This is a genomic window from Parasegetibacter sp. NRK P23 (assembly GCF_023721715.1).
Taxonomy (GTDB): domain Bacteria; phylum Bacteroidota; class Bacteroidia; order Chitinophagales; family Chitinophagaceae; genus Parasegetibacter.
Genome location: NZ_JAMDLG010000001.1, coordinates 1,120,334 through 1,141,827, shown reverse-complemented (window position 1 = coordinate 1,141,827; position 21,494 = coordinate 1,120,334). Strand labels below are relative to the sequence as shown.

The 21,494-nt window shown below is 50.2% G+C and carries 16 protein-coding genes; 10 read left to right on the top strand and 6 right to left on the bottom strand.

All coding sequences use genetic code 11. The features are described from left to right. Window positions 1–122 precede the first annotated feature (122 nt). The 3 genes from M4J38_RS04545 to M4J38_RS04535 all read left to right on the top strand — a co-directional run bounded on the left by M4J38_RS04545 (window position 123) and on the right by M4J38_RS04535 (window position 3,229). Window positions 123–1,649: an alpha-L-fucosidase gene (locus M4J38_RS04545; RefSeq protein ID WP_251758345.1), complete on the top strand. Its 1,527-nt coding sequence runs from the start codon at window positions 123–125 to the stop codon at window positions 1,647–1,649. A gap of 244 nt (window positions 1,650–1,893) precedes the next feature. After that, window positions 1,894–2,898 (top strand): NAD(P)/FAD-dependent oxidoreductase, encoded by a 1,005-nt coding sequence (locus tag M4J38_RS04540; RefSeq protein ID WP_251758344.1) that lies wholly within the window; start codon window positions 1,894–1,896, stop codon window positions 2,896–2,898. Between the two features lies 1 nt (window position 2,899). After that, window positions 2,900–3,229 carry a 2Fe-2S iron-sulfur cluster-binding protein gene (locus M4J38_RS04535; RefSeq protein ID WP_251758343.1) on the top strand — a complete coding sequence of 110 codons (330 nt, stop codon included), beginning with the start codon at window positions 2,900–2,902 and terminating at the stop codon, window positions 3,227–3,229. A gap of 137 nt (window positions 3,230–3,366) precedes the next feature. On the opposite strand, the gene M4J38_RS04530 is transcribed toward M4J38_RS04535, so the two are convergent. Beyond that, the gene (locus M4J38_RS04530; protein ID WP_251758342.1) at window positions 3,367–3,867 is read right to left on the bottom strand and encodes a ferritin; all 501 of its coding nucleotides are present in this window, start codon (window positions 3,865–3,867) and stop codon (window positions 3,367–3,369) included. 497 nt (window positions 3,868–4,364) lie between these two features. Between M4J38_RS04530 and M4J38_RS04525 the strand changes: the two genes are divergently transcribed. Continuing rightward, window positions 4,365–5,339, top strand: a complete 975-nt coding sequence (locus M4J38_RS04525) for a ribonucleoside-diphosphate reductase small subunit (protein WP_251758341.1) — start codon at window positions 4,365–4,367, stop codon at window positions 5,337–5,339. 49 nt (window positions 5,340–5,388) lie between these two features. Next, window positions 5,389–7,776 carry a ribonucleoside-diphosphate reductase subunit alpha gene (locus tag M4J38_RS04520; protein ID WP_251758340.1) on the top strand — a complete coding sequence of 796 codons (2,388 nt, stop codon included), beginning with the start codon at window positions 5,389–5,391 and terminating at the stop codon, window positions 7,774–7,776. A gap of 352 nt (window positions 7,777–8,128) precedes the next feature. Here M4J38_RS04520 and M4J38_RS04515 read toward each other — a convergent pair whose 3' ends face one another. Then, on the bottom strand, window positions 8,129–9,556 hold the full coding sequence (locus M4J38_RS04515; RefSeq protein ID WP_251758339.1) for a DASS family sodium-coupled anion symporter: 1,428 nt from the start codon (window positions 9,554–9,556) through the stop codon (window positions 8,129–8,131). Between the two features lie 140 nt (window positions 9,557–9,696). Here M4J38_RS04515 and M4J38_RS04510 point away from each other — a divergent pair, with 140 nt between their 5' ends. Further along, window positions 9,697–10,452 (top strand): EI24 domain-containing protein, encoded by a 756-nt coding sequence (locus M4J38_RS04510; RefSeq protein ID WP_251758338.1) that lies wholly within the window; start codon window positions 9,697–9,699, stop codon window positions 10,450–10,452. 2 nt (window positions 10,453–10,454) lie between these two features. Next, window positions 10,455–11,162, top strand: a complete 708-nt coding sequence (locus M4J38_RS04505; protein ID WP_251758337.1) for an SAM-dependent methyltransferase — start codon at window positions 10,455–10,457, stop codon at window positions 11,160–11,162. A gap of 4 nt (window positions 11,163–11,166) precedes the next feature. On the opposite strand, the gene ispF is transcribed toward M4J38_RS04505, so the two are convergent. The 3 genes from ispF to porU all read right to left on the bottom strand — a co-directional run bounded on the left by ispF (window position 11,167) and on the right by porU (window position 16,618). Continuing rightward, on the bottom strand, window positions 11,167–11,646 hold the full coding sequence (gene ispF / locus M4J38_RS04500) for a 2-C-methyl-D-erythritol 2,4-cyclodiphosphate synthase (protein ID WP_251758336.1): 480 nt from the start codon (window positions 11,644–11,646) through the stop codon (window positions 11,167–11,169). Window positions 11,647–11,968: 322 nt separating this feature from the next. After that, complete coding sequence (gene porV, locus M4J38_RS04495) at window positions 11,969–13,168, bottom strand: type IX secretion system outer membrane channel protein PorV (RefSeq protein WP_251758335.1); 1,200 nt, start codon at window positions 13,166–13,168, stop codon at window positions 11,969–11,971. 60 nt (window positions 13,169–13,228) lie between these two features. Then, complete coding sequence (gene porU, locus M4J38_RS04490; RefSeq protein ID WP_251758334.1) at window positions 13,229–16,618, bottom strand: type IX secretion system sortase PorU; 3,390 nt, start codon at window positions 16,616–16,618, stop codon at window positions 13,229–13,231. Between the two features lie 178 nt (window positions 16,619–16,796). Between porU and M4J38_RS04485 the strand changes: the two genes are divergently transcribed. The 3 genes from M4J38_RS04485 (at window position 16,797) to M4J38_RS04475 (ending at window position 20,331) form a co-directional block, all read left to right on the top strand. Beyond that, window positions 16,797–18,356: an SUMF1/EgtB/PvdO family nonheme iron enzyme gene (locus M4J38_RS04485; RefSeq protein WP_251758333.1), complete on the top strand. Its 1,560-nt coding sequence runs from the start codon at window positions 16,797–16,799 to the stop codon at window positions 18,354–18,356. Between the two features lie 91 nt (window positions 18,357–18,447). Beyond that, entirely contained in the window at window positions 18,448–19,752 is a 1,305-nt protein-coding gene (gene murF / locus M4J38_RS04480) for a UDP-N-acetylmuramoyl-tripeptide--D-alanyl-D-alanine ligase (protein WP_251758332.1), read from the top strand. A 117-nt stretch (window positions 19,753–19,869) separates the two neighbouring features. Then, window positions 19,870–20,331, top strand: a complete 462-nt coding sequence (locus M4J38_RS04475; RefSeq protein ID WP_251758331.1) for a DUF983 domain-containing protein — start codon at window positions 19,870–19,872, stop codon at window positions 20,329–20,331. Here the strand turns inward: M4J38_RS04475 and M4J38_RS04470 are convergent. Then, on the bottom strand, window positions 20,328–21,485 hold the full coding sequence (locus M4J38_RS04470) for a nucleoid-associated protein (RefSeq protein ID WP_251758330.1): 1,158 nt from the start codon (window positions 21,483–21,485) through the stop codon (window positions 20,328–20,330). The two genes, M4J38_RS04475 and M4J38_RS04470, sit on opposite strands and share 4 nt — an antisense overlap. Window positions 21,486–21,494 lie beyond the last annotated feature (9 nt).

The window sequence follows — 21,494 nt, the reverse complement described above, 5'->3', positions numbered from 1 at the left end:
AAGGTTTTGGGCGTATATCACTTACTACATTGCGAATGTCCGGTGCGCATGGTTTTCCATGAAAATTTAATTTACATCCGTTCCCACGAATAGGCGTGGGGCGGATGTTTTTATAGAGAAAGATGATGAAGAAAAAACTATGGCTTGCTGCAGGTATTGCCATCACCGGTTTTTTAACGGGCAACGCGCAGCAGAAAAACACGGGGAGCAATTATGTATTAATCGCCCCGGGCGATACGGAAGCGGAAATCATTGATAAAGCTGTTGCTGTTACACCTTCTCCACGGCAACTGCGTTGGCAGCGCCTGGAGCTTACCGCATTCTTTCATTTTGGGGTGAATACCTTCACCGGCAGGGAATGGGGACATGGAAAGGAAGATCCACGTATTTTTAACCCGACGCAACTGGATGCGCACCAGTGGGTGAAAGCCGCCAAAGCCGCGGGCATAAAACAAGTGATTATTACGGCAAAACACCACGATGGTTTCTGTTTATGGCCCACCGCCACCACGGCGCATTCTGTGAAAAGCAGTCCGTGGAAAAACGGTGCCGGTGATGTGGTGAAAGAAGTGGCCGAGGCTTGTAAAAAAGAAAAGATCGGGTTCGGTGTTTACCTCTCACCCTGGGACCGCAATGCCAAAGTTTATGGCTCCCCCGCTTATAACGACTTCTTCGTGGAACAACTCACGGAGCTGCTCACCCGCTACGGGAAGGTAGACGAAGTATGGTTCGATGGCGCCAATGGCGAAGGACCGAGCGGTAAAAAACAGGTGTATGATTTTGAACGCTGGTACCAACTGATCCGCAAATTGCAGCCTGAAGCGGTGATTGCCATTATGGGACCCGATGTGCGTTGGGTAGGTACGGAAACGGGTTATGGCCGCGATACAGAATGGAGCGTGGTGCCCACGAACAACCTGAGCCAGGAATCCATCGCCGCGAACTCACAGCAGGGCCTCGCATTTAAGCCTACCGGCGATATGATGGGCGATGACCTCGGCAGCCGCGATAAAATTGTAAAGGCGAAGGGGCTGGTGTGGTACCCCGCGGAAACCGACGTGTCCATCCGCCCGGGTTGGTTCTACCATGAAAAGGAGGACAGCCAGGTGAAAACACCCCAAAAGCTGGAAGACATTTACTACCATTCCGTAGGAAAAAACGGGGTGCTCCTGTTGAATATCCCCCCGGATAAACGGGGTTTATTGCACGAAAATGATGTGAAAAACCTCCGCGACTGGAACACGATCATCCAAAAAACCTTCAGCAACAACCTGGCTGCCGAGGCGAAACTGTCCTCCTCTGGGAAAGGCGCTAAAAAAGTATTCGATAAAAAAGAGCATACCAGTTGGTGTCCCGCTCCCGGAGACACAACAGGGACCCTTGAACTGATGCTTCCCCAGAGTACGACTTTTAATGTACTACTGCTGCAGGAGCAAATTACCCGCGGCCAGCGGATTGAGCGATTTGTGCTGGAATATGAAGAAAATGGCGATTGGAAAAAAGTAACGGAGGGCACCACGGTTGGTTACAAACGGCTGCTTCGTTTCCCCGAAATCAGTGCCCGTAAGGTAAGGCTGCGCATCCTTTCGTCCCGGAAAGGTTTTTTCCTGGCCAGTTTCGGCCTGTATAAATCGGCTGCATTACCTTGATTTCAGGTCATTTCAGTGATGATGATCTTCACCGGCGGGTAAAATTCCTCTTATCGTAAACAAGTTCGGGGAAACTAAAGTAATTTTGCGGCACTTTATACCGTTCCTTTCGTGAAAAGATGTTGGTCTAAAGCGAGGTATTCTTCCCCTCTTTTGAACATAAGGGATTGATTATCTGTTTAATTGCTGCCATTTTTAACGAATTTGGGTGTTCACGCGCCCGCACATGTTTTAACCTGAAGAAATGATACAGACAGATATTTGCATAATAGGAGCGGGTCCGGTGGGCCTGTTCGCTGTGTTTGAGGCCGGCCTGCTGAAAATGCGCTGCCATGTGATGGATGCCCTGCCGCAGGTGGGCGGGCAACTTTCTGAGATTTATCCCCATAAGCCCATCTACGATATCCCTGGTTCTCCAGGCGTACTCGCCCAGGAACTGGTGGACAACCTGATGAAGCAGATTGAACCCTTCGCGCCCACTTTCACCCTCGGCGAAAGAGTGGAGGAAGTAGTGAAACAGGAAGATGGTTCTTTTATAGTGACCACCTCCGATAAAACTTCCGTGCACTGTAAAGTTATCGTGATCGCAGCCGGACTGGGCTGTTTTGAGCCCCGTAAACCGGCCGTTGAACAACTCGAGGAGTTTGAAGGCAAAGGGGTGGCTTACATGGTGAAAGATCCCGAAGTGTTCCGAAACAAAAATATTGTGCTGGCGGGTGGTGGAGATTCCGCCCTCGACTGGACCAACTACCTCGCTGATGTGGCCGCGTCGGTGACGCTGGTACACAGGGGCGAGACTTTCCGCGGCGCGCCCGATTCCGCTGAAAAAGTGTTTGAACTGGCCAAAGAAGGAAGGATCAACCTGGTGCTGAAGGCCAACGTGGTGAAGATTGAAGGAAATGGTAAGCTGAACGCGGTGCTGGTGCAGGACGACGCTAAAAACCTGAACACCATACAGGCCGATTACTTCATTCCCTTGTTTGGATTGAGCCCGAAACTGGGTCCTATCGCGAACTGGGGACTGAACGTAGAAAAATCGGCCATTACGGTGAATACTTTTGATTATTCTACCAACGTAGAAGGTATCTTCGCCATCGGTGACATCAATACATATCCGGGCAAACTCAAGCTCATCCTCTGTGGTTTCCATGAGGCCGCGCTGATGGCGCAAAGTGCCTTTAAATATGTATATCCCGATCAGCGGCTGAGTTTCAAATACACCACAGTAAACGGGGTGAACGCTTTTTAACATGAACATCACGATCACAGTAGAGGACAGGGAAGGCGATGTACAAACGCTGGAAGCGCCCACCGACATGGGGCTGAACCTCATGGAGTTCCTCAAAGCTTCAGAATACGCCATCGTGGCCGCCTGCGGCGGAATGGCCATGTGCGGCACCTGTCATGTGCAGGTGGTGCACGGACTTGAAAAACTGCCCGAAAAAGGCGACGCCGAAATGGACATGCTGGATACGTTGCCCGATGCGGATGACGATAGCCGACTGGCCTGCCAACTGAAACTGGATCCCGCCATGGACGGGGCTTATTTTAAGCTGCTGGCGGAAGAGGAGGAGGTGTAAGAGATTTTGAATTTTGAATGATGAATTTTGAATGGAGCTCCGCATTCCCGGAGTTCCATTTTTTTGTGCATCACCCAAAGTGCTTACAATATTAGGGAGCCGCATTCAAAATTTAAAATCCATCATTCAAAATCGGGTTACTTCTTCCCTCTATATGCCAGAATATCTCTGTCGAACAAATACAGGCCACTCTTATCTTCTCCAATCAGTTCCAGCTTATCATTCAGTATACGCGCGGTATTTTCTTCTTCCATCTGCTCCGTTACATACCACTGCAGGAAGTTGTGGGTCGCGTAATCTTTCTCGGCAAGCGATAGGTGCACCAGTTCGTTGATGCTTTCACTCACCGCCACTTCATGTTTCAGGAATTCCTGGAATACACGGATCAGGGACTGGTAGGTAAGAATAGGCTGCTCCAGCGCCGGAACAACGGCAAAACCGCCTCTTTCATTGATGAATTTCATCAGTTTCAACATGTGCATTCTTTCTTCATCCGCCTGTTGAAAAAAGAAGCCGGCCACACCATCTAAACCGGGTTGAATATCGGCCCAGGAAGCCATGGCCAGGTAGGCCTGGGAACTTTCAGCTTCCATCTGCACCTGTTTGTTCAACGCTTCCGCTATTGCTTTTGATAACATATGATTCGTTTTAGGCTAATTTAGGTTTTTTAGCGCAATAATCAAGTGATTTTGAATCGATTCTGAGGATACCCAGGATTATAGCAATCTATTGAATTAAACTTTTTATTAATTCTTCCTTTTGTTCAAAAAAAGTCAAAAAAAATAATTAAAAACGTGTTGAAAATTGCAAATGCACGGCCCTATTGAACTTCAAAAAATACCCACAATTGTTATGCACACCTGTGGATAGTCTTTTGTAGGAATCAGTTCATTTGGTTTGTACTATTGCATACACGATCTCCAATATCCGTTACGGTACGGTTTCCGGGAACTCATCCGGGCCGGAATACCGGGTTATTTCAAAGCCCCGGCTCCGTAAATACATGTTGAAATCAGGATCGAATTAATCCCTTAACAAAGGTTTGTATTGAAACCGATGCCTCCCGAAGTAAAATCCGGAGCCGAGGCAGCGGCTAAAAACGTCCTTATAAGGTTCACTATAAAAAATTGATACCATGGCGCAAGCAGATGAACTCCTGTTGAAGGAGAACAAAGACAGATTCGTGATTCTTCCCATCAACTACCCGGCTGTATGGGATATGTACAAAAAGCATGAAGCCTCGTTCTGGACGGCGGAAGAGATTGACCTCAGTTCCGACCTGAAAGACTGGGCCTCACTGAACGATGGCGAACGTCATTTCATCTCGCATGTGCTGGCTTTCTTCGCCGCAAGCGACGGTATTGTGAACGAAAACCTGGCGGTGAACTTCATGAGTGAAGTGCAATTGCCCGAAGCACGTTGCTTCTATGGCTTCCAGATCATGATGGAGAACATCCATTCTGAAACTTACGCCCTGTTGATTGATACTTATATTAAAGACCCACAGGAAAAACACCGGTTGTTTCATGCGATTGACACGGTGCCCGCGGTGAAGAAAAAAGCGGAATGGGCGCTCCGTTGGATCGAACAGGGTTCTTTCGCTGAAAGGCTGGTGGCTTTCGCCGCTGTGGAAGGCATTTTCTTCTCCGGCAGCTTCTGCTCCATTTTCTGGATGAAGAAACGCGGCCTGATGCCGGGACTTACCTTCTCCAACGAACTGATCAGCCGTGATGAAGGCATGCACTGCGAATTCGCCTGTCTCCTGTACAGCATGCTGAGCAACAAACTTTCCCAGGAAGAAGTATATAAGATCATCGGCGATGCCGTAGTGATCGAAAAAGAATTCATTACCGAAGCGCTCCCTGTTGACCTGATCGGGATGAACGCCCGCCTCATGCAACAATACATTGAGTTTGTGGCCGACCGCTGGCTCTCTGAACTGGGTTACCCCAAAATGTTCAACGCCACCAACCCGTTCGATTTCATGGAAATGATCTCCCTCCAGGGCAAAACCAACTTCTTCGAAAAACGGGTAGGCGATTACCAGAAAGCCGGTGTGATGTCGGGTTCCAAAGAAGCGCAGACTTTCAGCCTCGACGAAGACTTTTAAATTGATTCAACTTTATTGCTCAACTACTAACCTTTAAATATATACTCCAATGTTCGTCATCAAACGCAATGGTAAAAAAGAAAGCGTCAAATTCGATAAAATCACGGCGCGTATTCAGAAACTTTCCTACGGGCTCAGCGCCCTTGTGGACCCGATTGATGTAGCGAAGAAAGTGGTGGAAGGTATTTACGATGGTGTTACCACTACTGAACTGGACAACCTGGCTGCGGAAACAGCCGCGTCGCTCACCACCAAGCACCCCGATTATGCCCTGCTGGCGAGTCGCATCGCGGTGAGCAACCTGCACAAGAACACTGAAAAGAGTTTCTCCAAAACCATGCGGAAACTCTACAACTATACTGATCCCCGTTCCGGCAAACTGCTGCCCCTGCTCTCCGACGAGATCATGGAGGTGATTGAAAAGAACGCCGAACTGCTGGATTCCACCATCATCTACGACCGTGATTTCGGTTTCGATTATTTTGGTTTCAAAACCCTTGAAAAAAGTTACCTGCTCCGCCTCGACGGCAAGATCGCCGAGCGCCCGCAGCACATGTTCATGCGCGTGTCCATCGGTATTCACCACGATGATATCGAGAGCGCCATCATCACCTACAACCTGATGAGTGAGCGCTGGTTCACACACGCAACCCCAACATTGTTCAACGCAGGTACACCTAAGCCGCAGATGTCGTCCTGCTTCCTGCTCACAATGAAGGAAGACAGCATCGACGGTATTTACGATACACTCCGCCAGACCGCGAAGATTTCGCAGAGCGCCGGTGGTATCGGTCTCGCTATCCATGGCATCCGCGCAACCGGTAGTTATATCGGCGGCACCAACGGTACCAGCAACGGGATCATTCCCATGCTGCGTGTATTCAACGATACGGCCCGTTATGTGGACCAGGGCGGTGGTAAACGCAAAGGCGCTTTCGCCATCTATCTTGAACCCTGGCATGCTGATGTATTTGAGTTCCTCGATCTCCGTAAGAACCACGGTAAAGAAGAAATGCGCGCACGCGACCTGTTCTACGCCCTCTGGATGCCCGACCTGTTTATGCAACGTGTGGAAGAGAACGGCGACTGGAGCCTGTTCTGTCCCAACGAAGCACCGGGACTGCACGAGTCATGGGGAGAAGAATTCGAAAAACTGTACACCACTTACGAAAAAGAAGGAAAGGCCCGCAAAACAATCAAGGCGCAGGAACTGTGGTTCGCCATCATCGAAGCCCAGATCGAAACAGGGACACCTTACCTCCTCTATAAAGACGCGGCCAACCGCAAGAGCAACCAGCAGAACCTGGGTACCATCAAAAGTTCCAACCTCTGCACCGAGATCATCGAATACACTTCTCCCGATGAAGTGGCCGTTTGTAACCTCGCTTCGCTCGCGCTGCCCCGCTTCGTAACCGATGGTCAGTTCGACCACCAGAAGTTGTATGAAGTAACCTACCAGGCTACCAAAAACCTGAACAAGATCATCGACTTCAACTACTACCCCGTGGAAGAAGCACGCAATTCCAATATGCGTCACCGTCCTATCGGATTGGGTGTGCAAGGTTTGGCCGATGTGTTCATCCTCCTGCGTCAGCCGTTTGAAAGTGAAGCCGCTAAAGTGTTGAACAAAGAGATTTTTGAAACGATCTACTTCGCCGCCATGACCGCCAGTAAAGACCTGGCTATTAAAGACGGCGCTTACTCCACTTTCAAAGGTTCGCCGCTTTCAAAAGGTATTTTCCAGTTCGATATGTGGGAAGAAGCTTCCCTATCCGGTCGCTGGGATTGGGATACCCTGCGCAAGGAAGTAATGCAGCACGGTGTGCGCAACTCGCTGCTGGTGGCACCGATGCCAACGGCTTCCACTTCGCAGATTCTCGGTAACAACGAATGTTTCGAACCTTACACTTCCAACATCTATACCCGTCGCGTACTCAGCGGTGAGTTCATCGTCGTGAACAAGCACCTCCTCCGCGACCTGGTGGAACTCGGCCTGTGGAGCAACGATATGAAGAACAAGATCATCAAAGCCAACGGTTCCATCCAGAAAATTGAAGAGATTCCCGCCAACATCAAGGAACTCTACAAAACAGTATGGGAGATCAAACAAAGGAACCTCATCGATATGGCCGCCGACCGCGGGGCATTCATCTGCCAGTCGCAGTCGCTTAACCTCTTCGTGGACGCGCCTTCTTCTTCCAAACTCACTTCCATGCACTTCTACGCCTGGAAAAAAGGTTTGAAGACCGGTATGTACTACCTGCGTACACAGGCCGCCGCGCAAGCTGTTCAGTTCACGGTGGAAAAACAGGGTGGCCAGAACATGGATCCCGTGATTCCCGCAGGAACTACTTTGCAGGTGGTGGATGATACTGCAGTGATGATGACAGGGCAAACCTGCACGATGGAAGAGGGCTGTGTTACTTGTAGCGCTTAATCAGGCTTGCTTCTCGCGGCGGGGATAATTTATTTCTCGCAACGGCGCTACGGCGCAACGGAGATTACTCAGTTGAAAACGAATAATTTAAAAGGGTCGGCACATTGATTTGTGCCGGCCTTTTTTGTGTGGGAATATGTTTCACGCAATTGCTTTGTGCTGCGCACTTCGCAACGCAAGGAAGCAGGGACGCAAGGATCGGTTGTGGTGCTGCGGGTTGAGGGTGAATACTTCTCGTGATTGCTTTATACCTCGCAACGCTGCGACGCAACGTAGATTACTCAGTTGAATACGAATAATTTAAGAGGGCTGGTACATTGATTTGTGCCGGCCTTTTTTTGTGCGTGAACCCTCAAAAGAACACCGGCAGCACATACCAGCAGAACACTGAAATCAGCACAATCGCCAGCAAATTCAGCACCAGCCCGGCTTTCACCATTTGTCCCAAACGGATATGCCCACTCGCGAAAACGATCGCATTGGGCGGCGTGCCCATCGGCAGCATAGATGCGCAACTTGCTGCCAGCGTCATCGGAACGCCGAGCAACATGGGGTTGATGTGCAGTGCATCGGCCATACCTGCCATCACCGGCGCGAATACAATCACCTGTGCCACGTTGCTCATTACTTCGGAAATAAAAATGGAAAGGATGGTGATCATGACCACCAATACAAAACCACCGTTCCCTGCGAAGCCTGCGAGCCATTCCCCGAGTTGCTTCATCAGACCGGCGTTCTCCAGCGCGTTGGCCAATGTGATGCCGCCTCCGAAAAGCAGCAGGATGCCCCAGGCCATTTTGGAAGTGTCTTCCCAGGTGAGCAGGGCGTTCTCTTTTGTATTTTCCTTCCCCGAAGGGATAAAGAAGAGCGCCGTTCCTCCGGCAATGGCGATCACGGTATCATCCAGTTTTATCAGGTTCAGCTGATTGATCAGGTCTTTCAGTATCCATAAGAGGGCAGTGGTACAGAATACGATCAGTACTCTTTTTTCTGAAACACGCATCGGACCTAGTTTTGCCAGTTCTTCCCTGATCACCATGCGGGTGCTTTCTTCCGCTTTGATGTGGTTGGGGAAAAGCCATTTCACCATCACGACATACATACTCAGCATCAGCAACAGCGCAAGGGGAAAACAAACGGCCATCCAACTGGCGAAATCGATGGTCATGTTGTAGCGTTCCTGCATGTAGCCCACGAAAGCCACGTTGGGCGGTGTTCCTATAACGGTGGCGATGCCACCCAGGTTGGAAGCATACGCTATGGAGAGCATGATGGCCACTGCGAAATGATCGTAACGCGCGCCGTTGCGGGGATGTTCTTTCAGTACGTTCACTACGGAAAGCGCGATGGGAAACATCATCATGGTGGTGGCGGTATTGCTGAGCCACATGCTCAGGAAACCGGTGCTGAGTATAAAACCCAGTACAATCCGGTTACCGCTGGTGCCGGTAATGCGAACGATGTTCAGCGCGATGCGCCGGTGCAGGTTCCATTTTTCGATGGCGAGTCCCAGCAGGAAGCCGCCCATGAACAGGAAGATAACGGGATCGGCATAGGGGAGCGCTGTGTTTTTTAATGTGCCGATGCCAAAAGAAGGGAATAATACCAGCGGCAACAGCGCCACCACGGGCATGGGGAGGGCTTCGCTCACCCACCAGAAAACCATGAGCACACCGATGGACAGGGTGAGCATGGCTTTCGGGGCGAGCCCGAAGGGATTCAGAAAATACACGAGCAACGCCAGTGCTATACCGGCAGGAACAGCAATCGATTTCTTCATGACTTACAAGATAACAACTATTGGCGTTTGCCGCTTACTGAGATGAAATACAGCCACTTTGTGTAAATTCATTTATTTTCATGCGAATTTTTACTTCAACTGCCTGAGTTCAGCAGGTTCAGGTACTAAAATTAAGTTTCTTGCTCAAAGAAATCGTAATATCCATACAGGCCTATTTCCAGGCGCACCAGTTCATCCGGCAACACAAACTCTGGAAATGGATACTCATTCCCGGTATCCTCTACGCGCTGCTTTTCCTTACCGGCATGTATTTCTTCTGGACCTCTACCAGCGAAGCGGTTACCTATATCAGTAAGTTGGTAGGACTGCAGGGATGGCTGGAAAGGATGCACAACAGTTTTCTGAATTTCCTTTTTATTCTCGGAGAACTGATTGTACGCGTGATCCTGGTATTCTTTTACTTTTCACTTTTCAAATACCTGTTCCTTATCATCGGCTCGCCCATTTTCGCTTACCTCAGTGAAAAAACGGAATCGATCCTGGAAGGAAGGGATTTCCCGTTCAGCTTTAAACAACTGGTGAAAGACATCGTAAGGGGTATCCGGCTGGCGTTGCGGAATGCGCTCTGGCAAACGGTGTACACCGTTTCTATCCTTATTCTTTCCTTCATTCCCGTTGTGGGTTGGATCACGCCGCTTATCGCTTTGTTTGTAGAGTGTTATTACTACGGGTTCTCCATGCTGGATTACAGTTGCGAGCGCCGGAAAATGAGTCCTGCGCAAAGTGTGGCCTTCATTGGCACACACAAAGGACTTGCCATCGGGAACGGTCTGGTATTCTACCTGATGCACAGCGTGCCTTTATTGGGTTGGGTGCTGGCGCCTTCTTATGCGGTGGTGGCCGCTACGCTTAGTTTACATGAAATGAAAAAATGAGTATGCCTTTTCCCGGTAAAGTGTTCCTGGTGCCCACTGTTCTGGCGGAAGATGCGGAACAAACCGTTCCCGCTTATGTATTGGATGCCGTAAAACAATGTGGCGTTTTTTTCGTGGAGAACGAAAGAACCACCCGCCGCTGGCTCAAGAAGATATGGCGCGAAATGGTGATTGACGCGTATGAATGGGTGGTGATCCACAAAGCGGAAGAAGATGTAATAACCCATTTCAGGAATGCTTTGAAAGCCGGTAAAAACATCGGTATCATCAGCGAAGCGGGTTGTCCGGGTATTGCGGATCCCGGGCAAATACTTGTGGCGGAGGCCCAGGCAATGGGCGTTGCCGTAGTGCCGTTGGTAGGACCAAGTTCTATCCTCCTCGCCCTGATGGCCTCAGGCATGAACGGGCAACAATTCCGCTTCCGCGGCTACCTGCCCATCGAAAGCGCTTCCCGCATAAAAATGCTGCGGCAACTGGAGTTGGAAGCCGTGAAAGAATCGTGTACACAATTGTTCATAGAAACGCCTTACCGCAACAACCAGTTGCTGAAAGACATCCTCGCTACCTGCCAGGGTTCCACGAAGTTGTGCGTGGCCGCGGATATCACCGCCGCGAACGAGTACATCGTCACCAAAACCATTTCGGATTGGAAAAAACAGCCCCTGCCGGAACTGCACAAGCGCCCCACGATATATTTAATCGGGAAATAAGACTTTATTTTTTCTGAAGCAACACCGTGGCATAGGCTACGAGACCTTCCTCCCTGCCCACAAAGCCCATCTTCTCCGTAGTAGTGGCTTTCACGGAAACATCTTCCGCTGTAATCTCAATAATAGACGCGATGGTTTGTTGCATCTGTTCCACGTAAGGCTTTATTTTCGGGGCTTCCAGGCAAAGGGAGCTGTCCACGTTTACCACACTGTACCCTTTAGAACAGATCAGATCGAAGGTGCGTTTCAGCAGAATCTTACTATCGATGCCCTTGAACTCGTTGGAAGTATCCGGGAAATGTTTGCCGATATCGCCCAGTGCCAGTGCGCCCAGCATGGCATCGCAGATCGCGTGGAGCAGCACATCGGCATCACTGTGGCCCACGGCTCCTTTGGTATGCGGAATTTTAACGCCCCCGATAAAGAGTTCGCGGCCCTCTGCCAGTTGGTGAAAATCTATTCCGAAGCCGATGCGTAGGTTCATGGTGAGAAGTTAAGGGGGCAAATATAGGGAATTGGCCTCACCCCAACCCCCTCTCCCCAGGGAGAGGGGCTACGAAACGTTTTATTTGTAAAGCATGAGATTTGTAATGTGAATGCCTGGGCAGTTATTTTGAGTGGGTTTAGCAATTAGGCAATGCATCTTCTTTAAGCGAAGAAAAAATAAAAAACCGTACGCTTTTAAACACATAACTGAACGTTTAAAGCGTACGGCAACTTATTTTGAAACAAACCTTCTCGACTACGATAAACATTGCCCCTCTCCCCTGGGAGAGGGGGTTGGGGTGAGGGGTTGGGGTGAGGCTTTACTCCACCGCATCCAGATCAAATACCAGCCCGAAGCGCAGCGTATTAGAAAGCGGGTTCCTCGTAATACCCTGACCCGAAGGTGCCAGGTACGAGAAGTTGATGCCTATGGCATTGTATTTAATCCCCGCACCTACGGTAAAGTATTTGCGGTTGCCTTTGTCTTTGTTCTCATAAAAATAGCCTGCGCGCAATGCGAACTGGTTGTTGTACCAGTATTCCGCCCCTGCCGAGAAAGTAAATTCTTTCAGTTCTTCGCCGAATCCGCCGGGTGCGTCACCGAATGAGCTGAACCAGCTTCCTACGATGCCTTTGGAGCGGTAGTCGCGGGTTTTGGCGTCGTTACGTTCCACCACTTCGTCGTAGGTTGGGTCCGACATATCGGGCACTTCTTCGTAGCTGGGGGGCGTTGGCACCATCAACTTATTGATATCTAGGGCGAAAGTAACTTTGTTGGCTTCATCGAAAACTTTGGTATAAGCGCCACCCAATCCCAGGTTGGCGGGAATATAATCCCTTTCTTCGGCGTTATTGGTGTAGCCTATTTTTCCGCCTAGATTTGAAAGTACGGCGCCTGCACTGAAGCCTTCACCGTTTTCATCGGCACCATTATAATACCAAGACAGGTCTGCGGCAACAGTGGAGCCAGGCTTAAAAGCTGTACCGGAAGACGCATTTCCCGTAACGAGGTTTGAGCGTATATATCTTAATGCAAGACCAACACCCATTTGCTCTGAAAGTTTTCTTGAATATCCAAGATCTAAAGAAAATTCACGTGGTCTGCCGTTGCTCATAAGATTCCCGCTCCCATCGGTAAACTGAATTGTCCCTAGACTAAAATACCTTACTGACATTGAAATAGCCTCTTCTTCGCTTGGCTTTAAATATCCAGCTAGTGAAGCAAGATATACATCGTTTAACCCCAAATCCTTCAACCAAGGTGTATAAGTCAGTGCTATACCAGTATTACTTGAATTAAATGGTGTCTTTGCGAGGTTCCAGAACGGCGCATTTGCATCAGGGAGTGTAGCTATCCCGGTTTCACCCATTGCTCCGGCCCTTGCATCAGGTGAGATTCGTAGGAAAGGTACTGCCGTTGTAACGATGTTGATTCTGTCGGCTGTTTGTGCGGATACTGAGAAAGCGGTGCCCGCCAGCAGGAATGCAGTGGCAGCCAGTTTCAGATGGAGTCGTTTCATCAGAGATTTTTTATATCAATTTTGTAGGTTTCGAAATGTAAGACCAGGCAAAAGTAGGGATTATAAGATAACCAGCTTCTGGATCACTTCTTTGGTTTGTCCATCGGGGGCGCTGATGCGTAAAATATACCAGTACACGCCGCGGGCAAGTTTCGCTCCAAAATCATCTTTACCGTCCCATTCCACATCACTCGAACGGTTACCCGTTGTTATTATTGTGTTTTTCAGTGATTTTACGAGTTTTCCGGTAAGTGAAAATACCCGTATGTGTACCTGTAAATTTTCGAAGGGACGGTTGTGTTCGAACCAGAAAGAAGTTTTGGTGGTGAATGGATTGGGGTAATTCAGCACATGGTCCACCACCAGGTCGCCCTGTTCCGTCACTTTAAAGCGCAGCAGGTATGCTCCGGAGTTATTGGCCACGTCCCAGGCTTTCACCTCCAAAGTGTGTTCTCCCGGCTCCAGGGGCGGCAACTGGTATCGGATGGTTCCTTTCTTGTAGGAGTCCTGCTCAGATTGGTAGAATTCGTTCAGCACGATGGGATTGTTCAGGTCATTGTCCAGGATGGCGGTGATATTATGGCCTATTCCTGTGCCGGTGGTATTGATGCCGGAAGAATCGGTGAGTTTCACGAGCAGGATGGGCGCGTTGTTGGTGATGCTGCCGTTCACGAATTTTTCATCGTTCATCCAGGCTTTTACGTTGGGCCCTTCCTGGTCGTTGGAGCCGGTATTGCTGCCACCACCCACCACCAGGTTGGCGTAATGGTCGTTCGCGTCGTATTGACCGTTTTCAGCGTAATAGTTGATCCAGCCTTCGCCGAAGGCGTAGCTGATGTCTTTCGGAACAATGAACTCGAAACTGAAACGGCCGTCTTTTACGGAGGATTTTCCTTTGAACAACACCTGTTCGCGGGTTTCGAATCCGGTAACCGGACTGCCCTGATCGTTGCCGAGGGTGCGCCTGGTGCTTTTCTTATCAAATACCGAGGGGAAAACAGCACCGTTGAAGTCCGTTAAAACTACACCGTTCATATCCGTGATTTCCCCGGTAACAATTACTTTATCGAGTGCCCGGATGGTATCTTTCAAAGCGCCTGTTTCTTTCCCGTTGATGTGTGTGGTCCTGATTTTATACCGTGGGAACGCAAGGGTAAGCGCGGGGTCGCCCAGCAAGGTGAATTTCCTGTTGTTGACGATGTCTCCCGAAAACTGGTAGGTGAAATTCTTGGCATTTTTTACGGCTTCGCCGAGGCTGGGGTAGAAACCGTTGGCTTTTCTTTTGAAGGCTTCCTGCAGGTAATTGTAGTTCATGGTGCGGTTGCTGAAGGCGAACACCACGCGGGTGGTGGTCATCAGCGCGATGGCGCCTGCATAGGGTTGCAGCAACACCTGCTCGCCCAGCGAGGGCATGCCCGGATTATCATAGGGCGCGAAATCGCAGGTGGCCGTGATAAGAAGTGGATACCGGTCCTTGTTGCGCCACTGGGCCGCGGTCTCTTTATCAAGAAGCACCTCCTCCGCGAGACGTGTGAACCCGCCGTGACCACTGTAATTCCAGATCAGGGTGCCATTGAAAACCTTGTTGTTGCTGGCTTGTGTGGCAGCGGGGTAGCGGCTGCCCGCCGATGTGCTTTGCTGCGGGAAAGCGTCGAGGTAATACTTATTTGTATTGAAAGACGGATTCAGGGTTTCCAATCCTTCCGACACATATTCGGCATCCTGGAGGTGCAGGTTGTCATCTTCATCATCCGCGAGAAAACTGAGTTCGTTCCGCCAGGGGCCAAGCGCCTGGGGCGTATGGTAGGCGAGTACTTTGTCTACATAAGCTTTTGCCTCAGCCGGGTTCCCTGCCGGAATGCGGCCGATTCCAATGTCCAGCAAGCTGAGCGTGCCGGTATTGTTGATGTTATCCGTATTGTCCAGCAACCCGAAAAAATCATCTGAAGTATAGGTGGAAAGGGGATCAAGGGATTCGTTGCTTTGGTAAGCGGGCACAAAATTCGTGTTGTTGCCGAGGCGGTTCTTGTAATCGAAGGATGCGTCGCCGAACAACAACAGGTAGCGGGGTTGGCGCGAAGTATCGCCTCCGGCGCGGTCGTACTGCATCTTAACGAAATCGCGGATAGCCGTAGGGTCGGGGATCCCGGCCGAAAATTCGTTGAAGACCATTTCGGGGGTCACTATCAGTGTGGTAAGACCATTGGCCGCTTCGTGGTAGGCCGCCAGGCGCTGTGCCTCCGCAACCAGTTCCGGCGCCGCGATCACCAGGAAACGCGCATTCGGCGCACCGTGCAGGTCCTGGTTTTTTACCGTGCCCAATGGAGCGGGGCGTAAAGCGGCTGCGGGGGAAAACGCAATATATGTTCTGAGACGGCTGGCATTTTGTACAAACCCCAACGTGTTGCCCGCTATTTGTGTGGCCATCCGCACCGGGGAAAGCGGGGCGGTCACTTCCCACACTTCGGCATCGGCGGGGGCACTACTGATTTCAAAACGTGCATTGCCGGGCGCAACGGAGCGCCAGTCGCGGAAATGCCATTGCCCAACACCGTTGAAACGAAGCGGCGTGCGGGCATGTACCAGGATATGGTCCAGCCAGCCCTGCGCGTTGAAGCCGCCGGGCTGGAAGTTGAAGGCAGCCTGTATATCGGTAGCGGTGATGATTTGTGTGAGGGAGATGTTTGCTTTACGGGCGAAAATATCATAAGCGCCGCTGCCCGTGGCCGCGATATCAGTGGAGGACGCGGCGCCACCGTTCAACTGCACACTGAAGCGGTTGCTGCCATTCACGGAACGGCCCACCATGGCGGCATTGAAGCGAACGGGTTCCTGGACATCCCTTCCCGGAAAGGTAAAAGAGAAGTTCCTGGTAAGCGTTTTGCCCGGCGCATTGGCAAACTCTTCCCCAAACCATTCTTTGCCGCTGCCGAGGAAATTCACCAGTTCGTTCTCGTAGAAACGGACATCATCATAAGCCGAAACGGTTCGTTGAAAACTGCCAGGATCCTGTTGAAGGGGGATGCTTAATCCCGAACCTTCCACTTTAATATAATAATAGGTGCGGTTGGAGAACAGGTTCGTTCTATGCGTAAAGCTCTGGTTCACAGAGTCTTTTTCTACAATATGGGCACCCGGCGCATAAAACAGGACGAATCCCGGATAGGAACGGCAGGGGATTTCCTGCAGGTCATCAGTATAAGTTGTGTTCATGGCTTCGGGCAGCATGGCGCCGGTTCTGCCGAAAACGCGGATGGCTTCTGCCGGGAAACTGTTCCCGGTGTAACCCAGGGTGTTCAGTAAAGCAAGATCGATCCGGTAAACGCCTGCGGTATCCACGCCTATCCTGAACCATGCGCCCTGTTGCAATACGGAATGGGGCGCGTACACCCGTTGCGCGGAGGTTAGTATGGTATTTGCGAGCAGGAATACAAGAACGAGAAAACGCATCCGCAATATGGAAGTTTGGTTCCGTGTTTGAAGTTATGTGTTTATGGGCAGTAAGGCGGTTCTTATCCATTGATTGCTAAAGCTGCCGCCCGGAAAACAAAATTAAATTATATTCGCCCTCCGGTTGTACAATAAACCGATAATCGAGGTCGTTATTCATATCCAAAAACCTAGCTCAATGCTATCCAAGATGAACCTGAAAAATGTTTCGATCCTATTAACTGCCACTGTTCTGCTGGCTTCCTGTAAAAACGGGGGGCTGTTCGGAAAGAAGCAGGAAAAATCATCCGTAACCGGTTGGAACTACAACGATAAGAACATGGGCGGCTACCAGGTGTCCATGGAGAAAGAGCAGAAAACCGGCCCCGGTCTCGTTTTCGTTCAGGGTGGTACCTTCACGATGGGTGCTACTGAAGAAGATGTGATGGGCGACTGGAACAATATTCCCCGCCGTGTTACCGTGAACTCGTTTTATATCGATAAAACCGAAGTGGCCAACGTGCACTACCGGGAATATCTGTACTGGATTGAATCGGTATTTGACGGGGATGAATACAAAGATGTGCGATTAGGCGCCCTGCCCGATACATTGGTTTGGCGGAGTGAGCTCGCCTACAATGAACCCATGGTGGAGTATTACTTCCGCCACCCTTCTTACAATTATTATCCCGTGGTGGGCGTAACCTGGAAACAGGCTTCTGATTTCTGTCTCTGGCGCTCCGACCGTGTGAACGAAGGCATCCTCGTTCAGAAAGGATATGTGAACAAGAATACATTGAAGAACCTCCAGGGCCTGGGCCAGGAAAACTTCAACAGCAAAGCATACCTCGTGGGTGAATACCAGGCTACGCCCGGTACCGCCGCAAAATCAAAAAAGAATCCGCTGAAGAACCCCAACGGTACCCCCCGTACCCAGGTGAAGTTCGAAGACGGTCTGATGTTGCCCAACTACCGCCTTCCTTCCGAAGCGGAATGGGAATACGCGGCACTCGGTTATGTAAACCAGAACCCCAATCCATCCACTTCTCCTAAAAAGCGTGGTGAGGAATTGATTGGCAACAAACAGGTATATTCCTGGTCGCACAACGTGAATGGTCTGCGTGATACGCGCCGCGGTTCCTGGCAGGGTACTTTCCTCGCCAACTTCAAACGCGGTTATGGCGACAACATGGGTGTGGCCGGAGGTTTGAACGATAACGCGGTGTACACTGGTCCCGTGGAGTCTTTCTTCCCCAATGGATTCGGTTTGTACAATATGTCCGGTAACGTGAGTGAGTGGACAGGAGACGTTTACCGTCCGCTGAACACCACCGATATGGATGATGTGGCCCCTTACCGTGGTAACAAATACTCCAAACTGTACAAAACTCAGGATGGTGAATTTGAAAGAGACAGCCTCGGTCGCCTGAAAGAGCAATATGTTACCGACGAAGAAAGTAAGAACCGCCGCAACTACCAGAGAGGTGACGTGATCAACTACCTGGATGGTGACAGCTCTTCCATGGTTACTTATGGTTATGGTGTAACCACCCTGATCTCCGATAAATCCCGCGTGATCAAAGGCGGTAGCTGGAACGACCGCGCCTACTGGCTTTCTCCCGGCACCCGTCGTCACCTTGAAGAGGACCAGGCCAGCAGCACCGTTGGTTTCCGTTGCGCCATGGACCGTGTGGGCAGTGCGGAAGGTAACGGACGCAAAAGCGGTATCATCTATAAGAACCGCAAACAAAAAAGATAATTACAACGCATAATACGTGATGTTCAAAGAAGGCCCCGCTGAGATATGCGGGGCTTTCTTGTAGTATATTTGTTCACTCAAACCAAATACTGTGACCATCTCCGCCTTATACCAGCTTTTCCTGCAACACCCCAGTGTGCAAACCGATACGCGTGCCCTGAAGCCGGGAGATATCTTCTTCGCGCTGAAGGGACCCAACTTCAACGCCAACGCCTTCGCGGCCAAAGCGCTCGAAATGGGCGCCGCGTACGCTGTAATTGATGAGGCGGATTTCCATACCTCAGAAAAAACGATCCTGGTAGATGATGTGCTCACCACCTTGCAGCAACTGGCCCAACACCACCGCCGGAAGTTCATGAACCGGGCCGATGGGAAAAAGACGCCGTTCATCGCCATCACCGGCAGCAACGGGAAAACCACTACCAAAGAACTCATTCATGCCGTATTGTCTTCCCACTTCATCACCTATACCACCCAGGGCAACCTCAACAACCACATCGGTATACCGCTCACTTTGCTGCGTGTGCAACAGGATGCGGAAATGGCCGTGATAGAAATGGGGGCGAACCACCAGAAAGAAATTGAAGGCTACTGCAAATACACTTTGCCCACACATGGACTGATTACCAACTGCGGCAAGGCGCACCTCGAAGGTTTCGGTGGCGTGGAAGGCGTAAGGAAAGGAAAAGGTGAACTGTTCGATTTCCTTCGTGCCAATAATGGAACCGCATTTGTGATGTGGGACTATGATTACCTCCGCGAAATGAGCGCGGGCATTCCCAAAGTGATCCGCTACGGAACGGAACAGGCCGAAGTGGAAGGCAAACTCGCCGCCTCCGCGCCTTTTCTCGCCGTGCAAATCACCAATGTACATGGTTTAGGAACCATACAAACGCAATTGGTAGGCGACTATAACCTCCCCAATGTACTCGCGGCCGTGGCCGTAGGCATTGAGTTCGGTGTCCCCCTGGAAAAGATTACTGCCGCAATTGAAGCGTACACCCCTACCAACAGCCGTTCACAACTCGTGAAGAAAGGAAGCAATACCATCATTCTCGATGCTTATAATGCCAACCCTTCCAGTATGAAAGCTGCCATCGCTAATTTCGCCGCGCAACCCGGCGACCATAAAATACTGATGCTCGGCGCCATGATGGAACTGGGGCCTGACAGCAAAAAAGAACACGAGGACCTGGCCGCCTTTATCGCTGCCCATCCCTGGGAAGAAGTGGTATTGGTGGGTGGCGATTTCGCGCATGTAATGCACCCGTTCACCTACCTGCCCGATGCGGAGGCCGCCGGCAACTGGCTGCAGCGCAAAAGTCCTGAAAGCGCCCAGTTGCTCATAAAAGGATCGAGAAGTATGAAGATGGAAAAGGTGCTGGAGAAACTGTAATGGCATTCATTACTTCCTTAATACGCCTTGTTTCAAATTAATCCGCTGATTTGTGGGATAAATTACTGATCGTGCCATAGGCCACGATTGTACCCCGGGTTATATTTATACCTTTGCATGATGGAATCAGCCCCCAAACGAAATTATCTTTCCTCCGTATTCGGTTGCCGTTGCCCGCGTTGCCGGGAAGGAAAGTTGTTCAAAAACCCTGTGAGCATCAAACTCAACAGGAACATGGAAATGCACAAGCAATGCACTGTTTGCGGGCAGCCTACTGAAATTGAAGTGGGGTTTTATTATGGCACGGGTTACGTAAGTTACGCGCTCACAGTAGCCATTAGTGTGTCCACTTTAGTGGCATGGCTGGTACTCATCGGCATGTCGTTTAACGATAACCGTTTCCTCTGGTGGCTCATCTCCAATGGTGTCCTGCTCATTGCCCTGCAACCCTGGCTGATGCGGCTTTCCCGTTCGTTGTGGATATCCTGGTTCGTAAAGTACGATCCTGAGTGGCCTACAAACAAGATTAAGGAGGAAGAACTGGAAAGAACTATCCCCGACCAGATGGAGAACCTCTAAGCTTCCTCGTCGAAGTAAATTTTATAGTATTTCTTTCCCACGGCTTCATCGTAACCGCGTTCCATCAGGTCTTTACGGCCATGGATGTAGATGTGGAAATTCTTGTCGAGCTTTAAGATCGATTTGAATACTTTCTGTTGTTTTTTCACGGCGGCGAGGTGGATATCGAATTCCTCGTTGATCTCGAAGCCGCGGTTCTGTTCGAAGTTCCGTTTGTAATCGCTGAAGGTGTCCACGATCTCTTCGTGGTGGATCACTTCCCGCGCGAACTCTTCCATGTTGAACTGGTCCTTCGTTTTAAAGTATTCCATCGACCGGTTCATCATATCAATCTGGTCCGATTTGGTGACCTCGAATTTCTCCGGGTATTCCTGTGTGATGAACTGTTTACATAAGTCGAGGTACTGATTCGTTTGGTGATAAGCGTCTGAATAAGGTTGAACCTGGAGGAAATCATGCACCCAGTATTGCGTATCATTCTGTTTGTTGGTACTGTCTACCACGCAGCAGAAATACCCCTCTTCCCGGTTCTTCCTGAAAATAAGGCATCCTTTATCCAGTTTATTGATGTTGATGCCTTCCTCGTGGATCACTTCATAACTTTGGCCGTGCGGGAACACTTTCAGGAAAGTCTCTTTCGTTTCTGATTTGAACAACCCGATGGCCTTTGTTTCTTCGCCCTGAAAGGGCACCTTGTTGAAAAGCACCACATACAGTTCACCGTCTTTTACCCTTGCGTGTGTTGATTTTGAATAGAGGTACTGCGCCAGGTGGAACGACTCTTCGGTAAAGGCTTCCGCGTCATCAAAAATCTTCGTTACATAATTATACACCTCGTTCAGGTTCACATCACTGATATGGGTAAACCGAAACAGTTCATCGGCGTTGAAAGCGCCCAGGAAGTACTTGTTCAGCAGTCCGCGTACGATCTCATCATTTAAGGTGAGCGGGTTTACGGATAGCTTCAGTTCTTCGTTCCTGGAGGGATTTCCCACTTTGTGTACGATCACTTTTTCCAGTTCCACATGGTCGATGCCGGTCATGAGCAGGTTTTTAGAGCGGCAAAAGTAAGGAAGCGCGGCCAAAAAATACCTTCTGATGGGCATTGCATCCTTCGCTTCCGCGCTGTAGGTTTGCAGCAGTATTAACCTCAACCCAAAAAA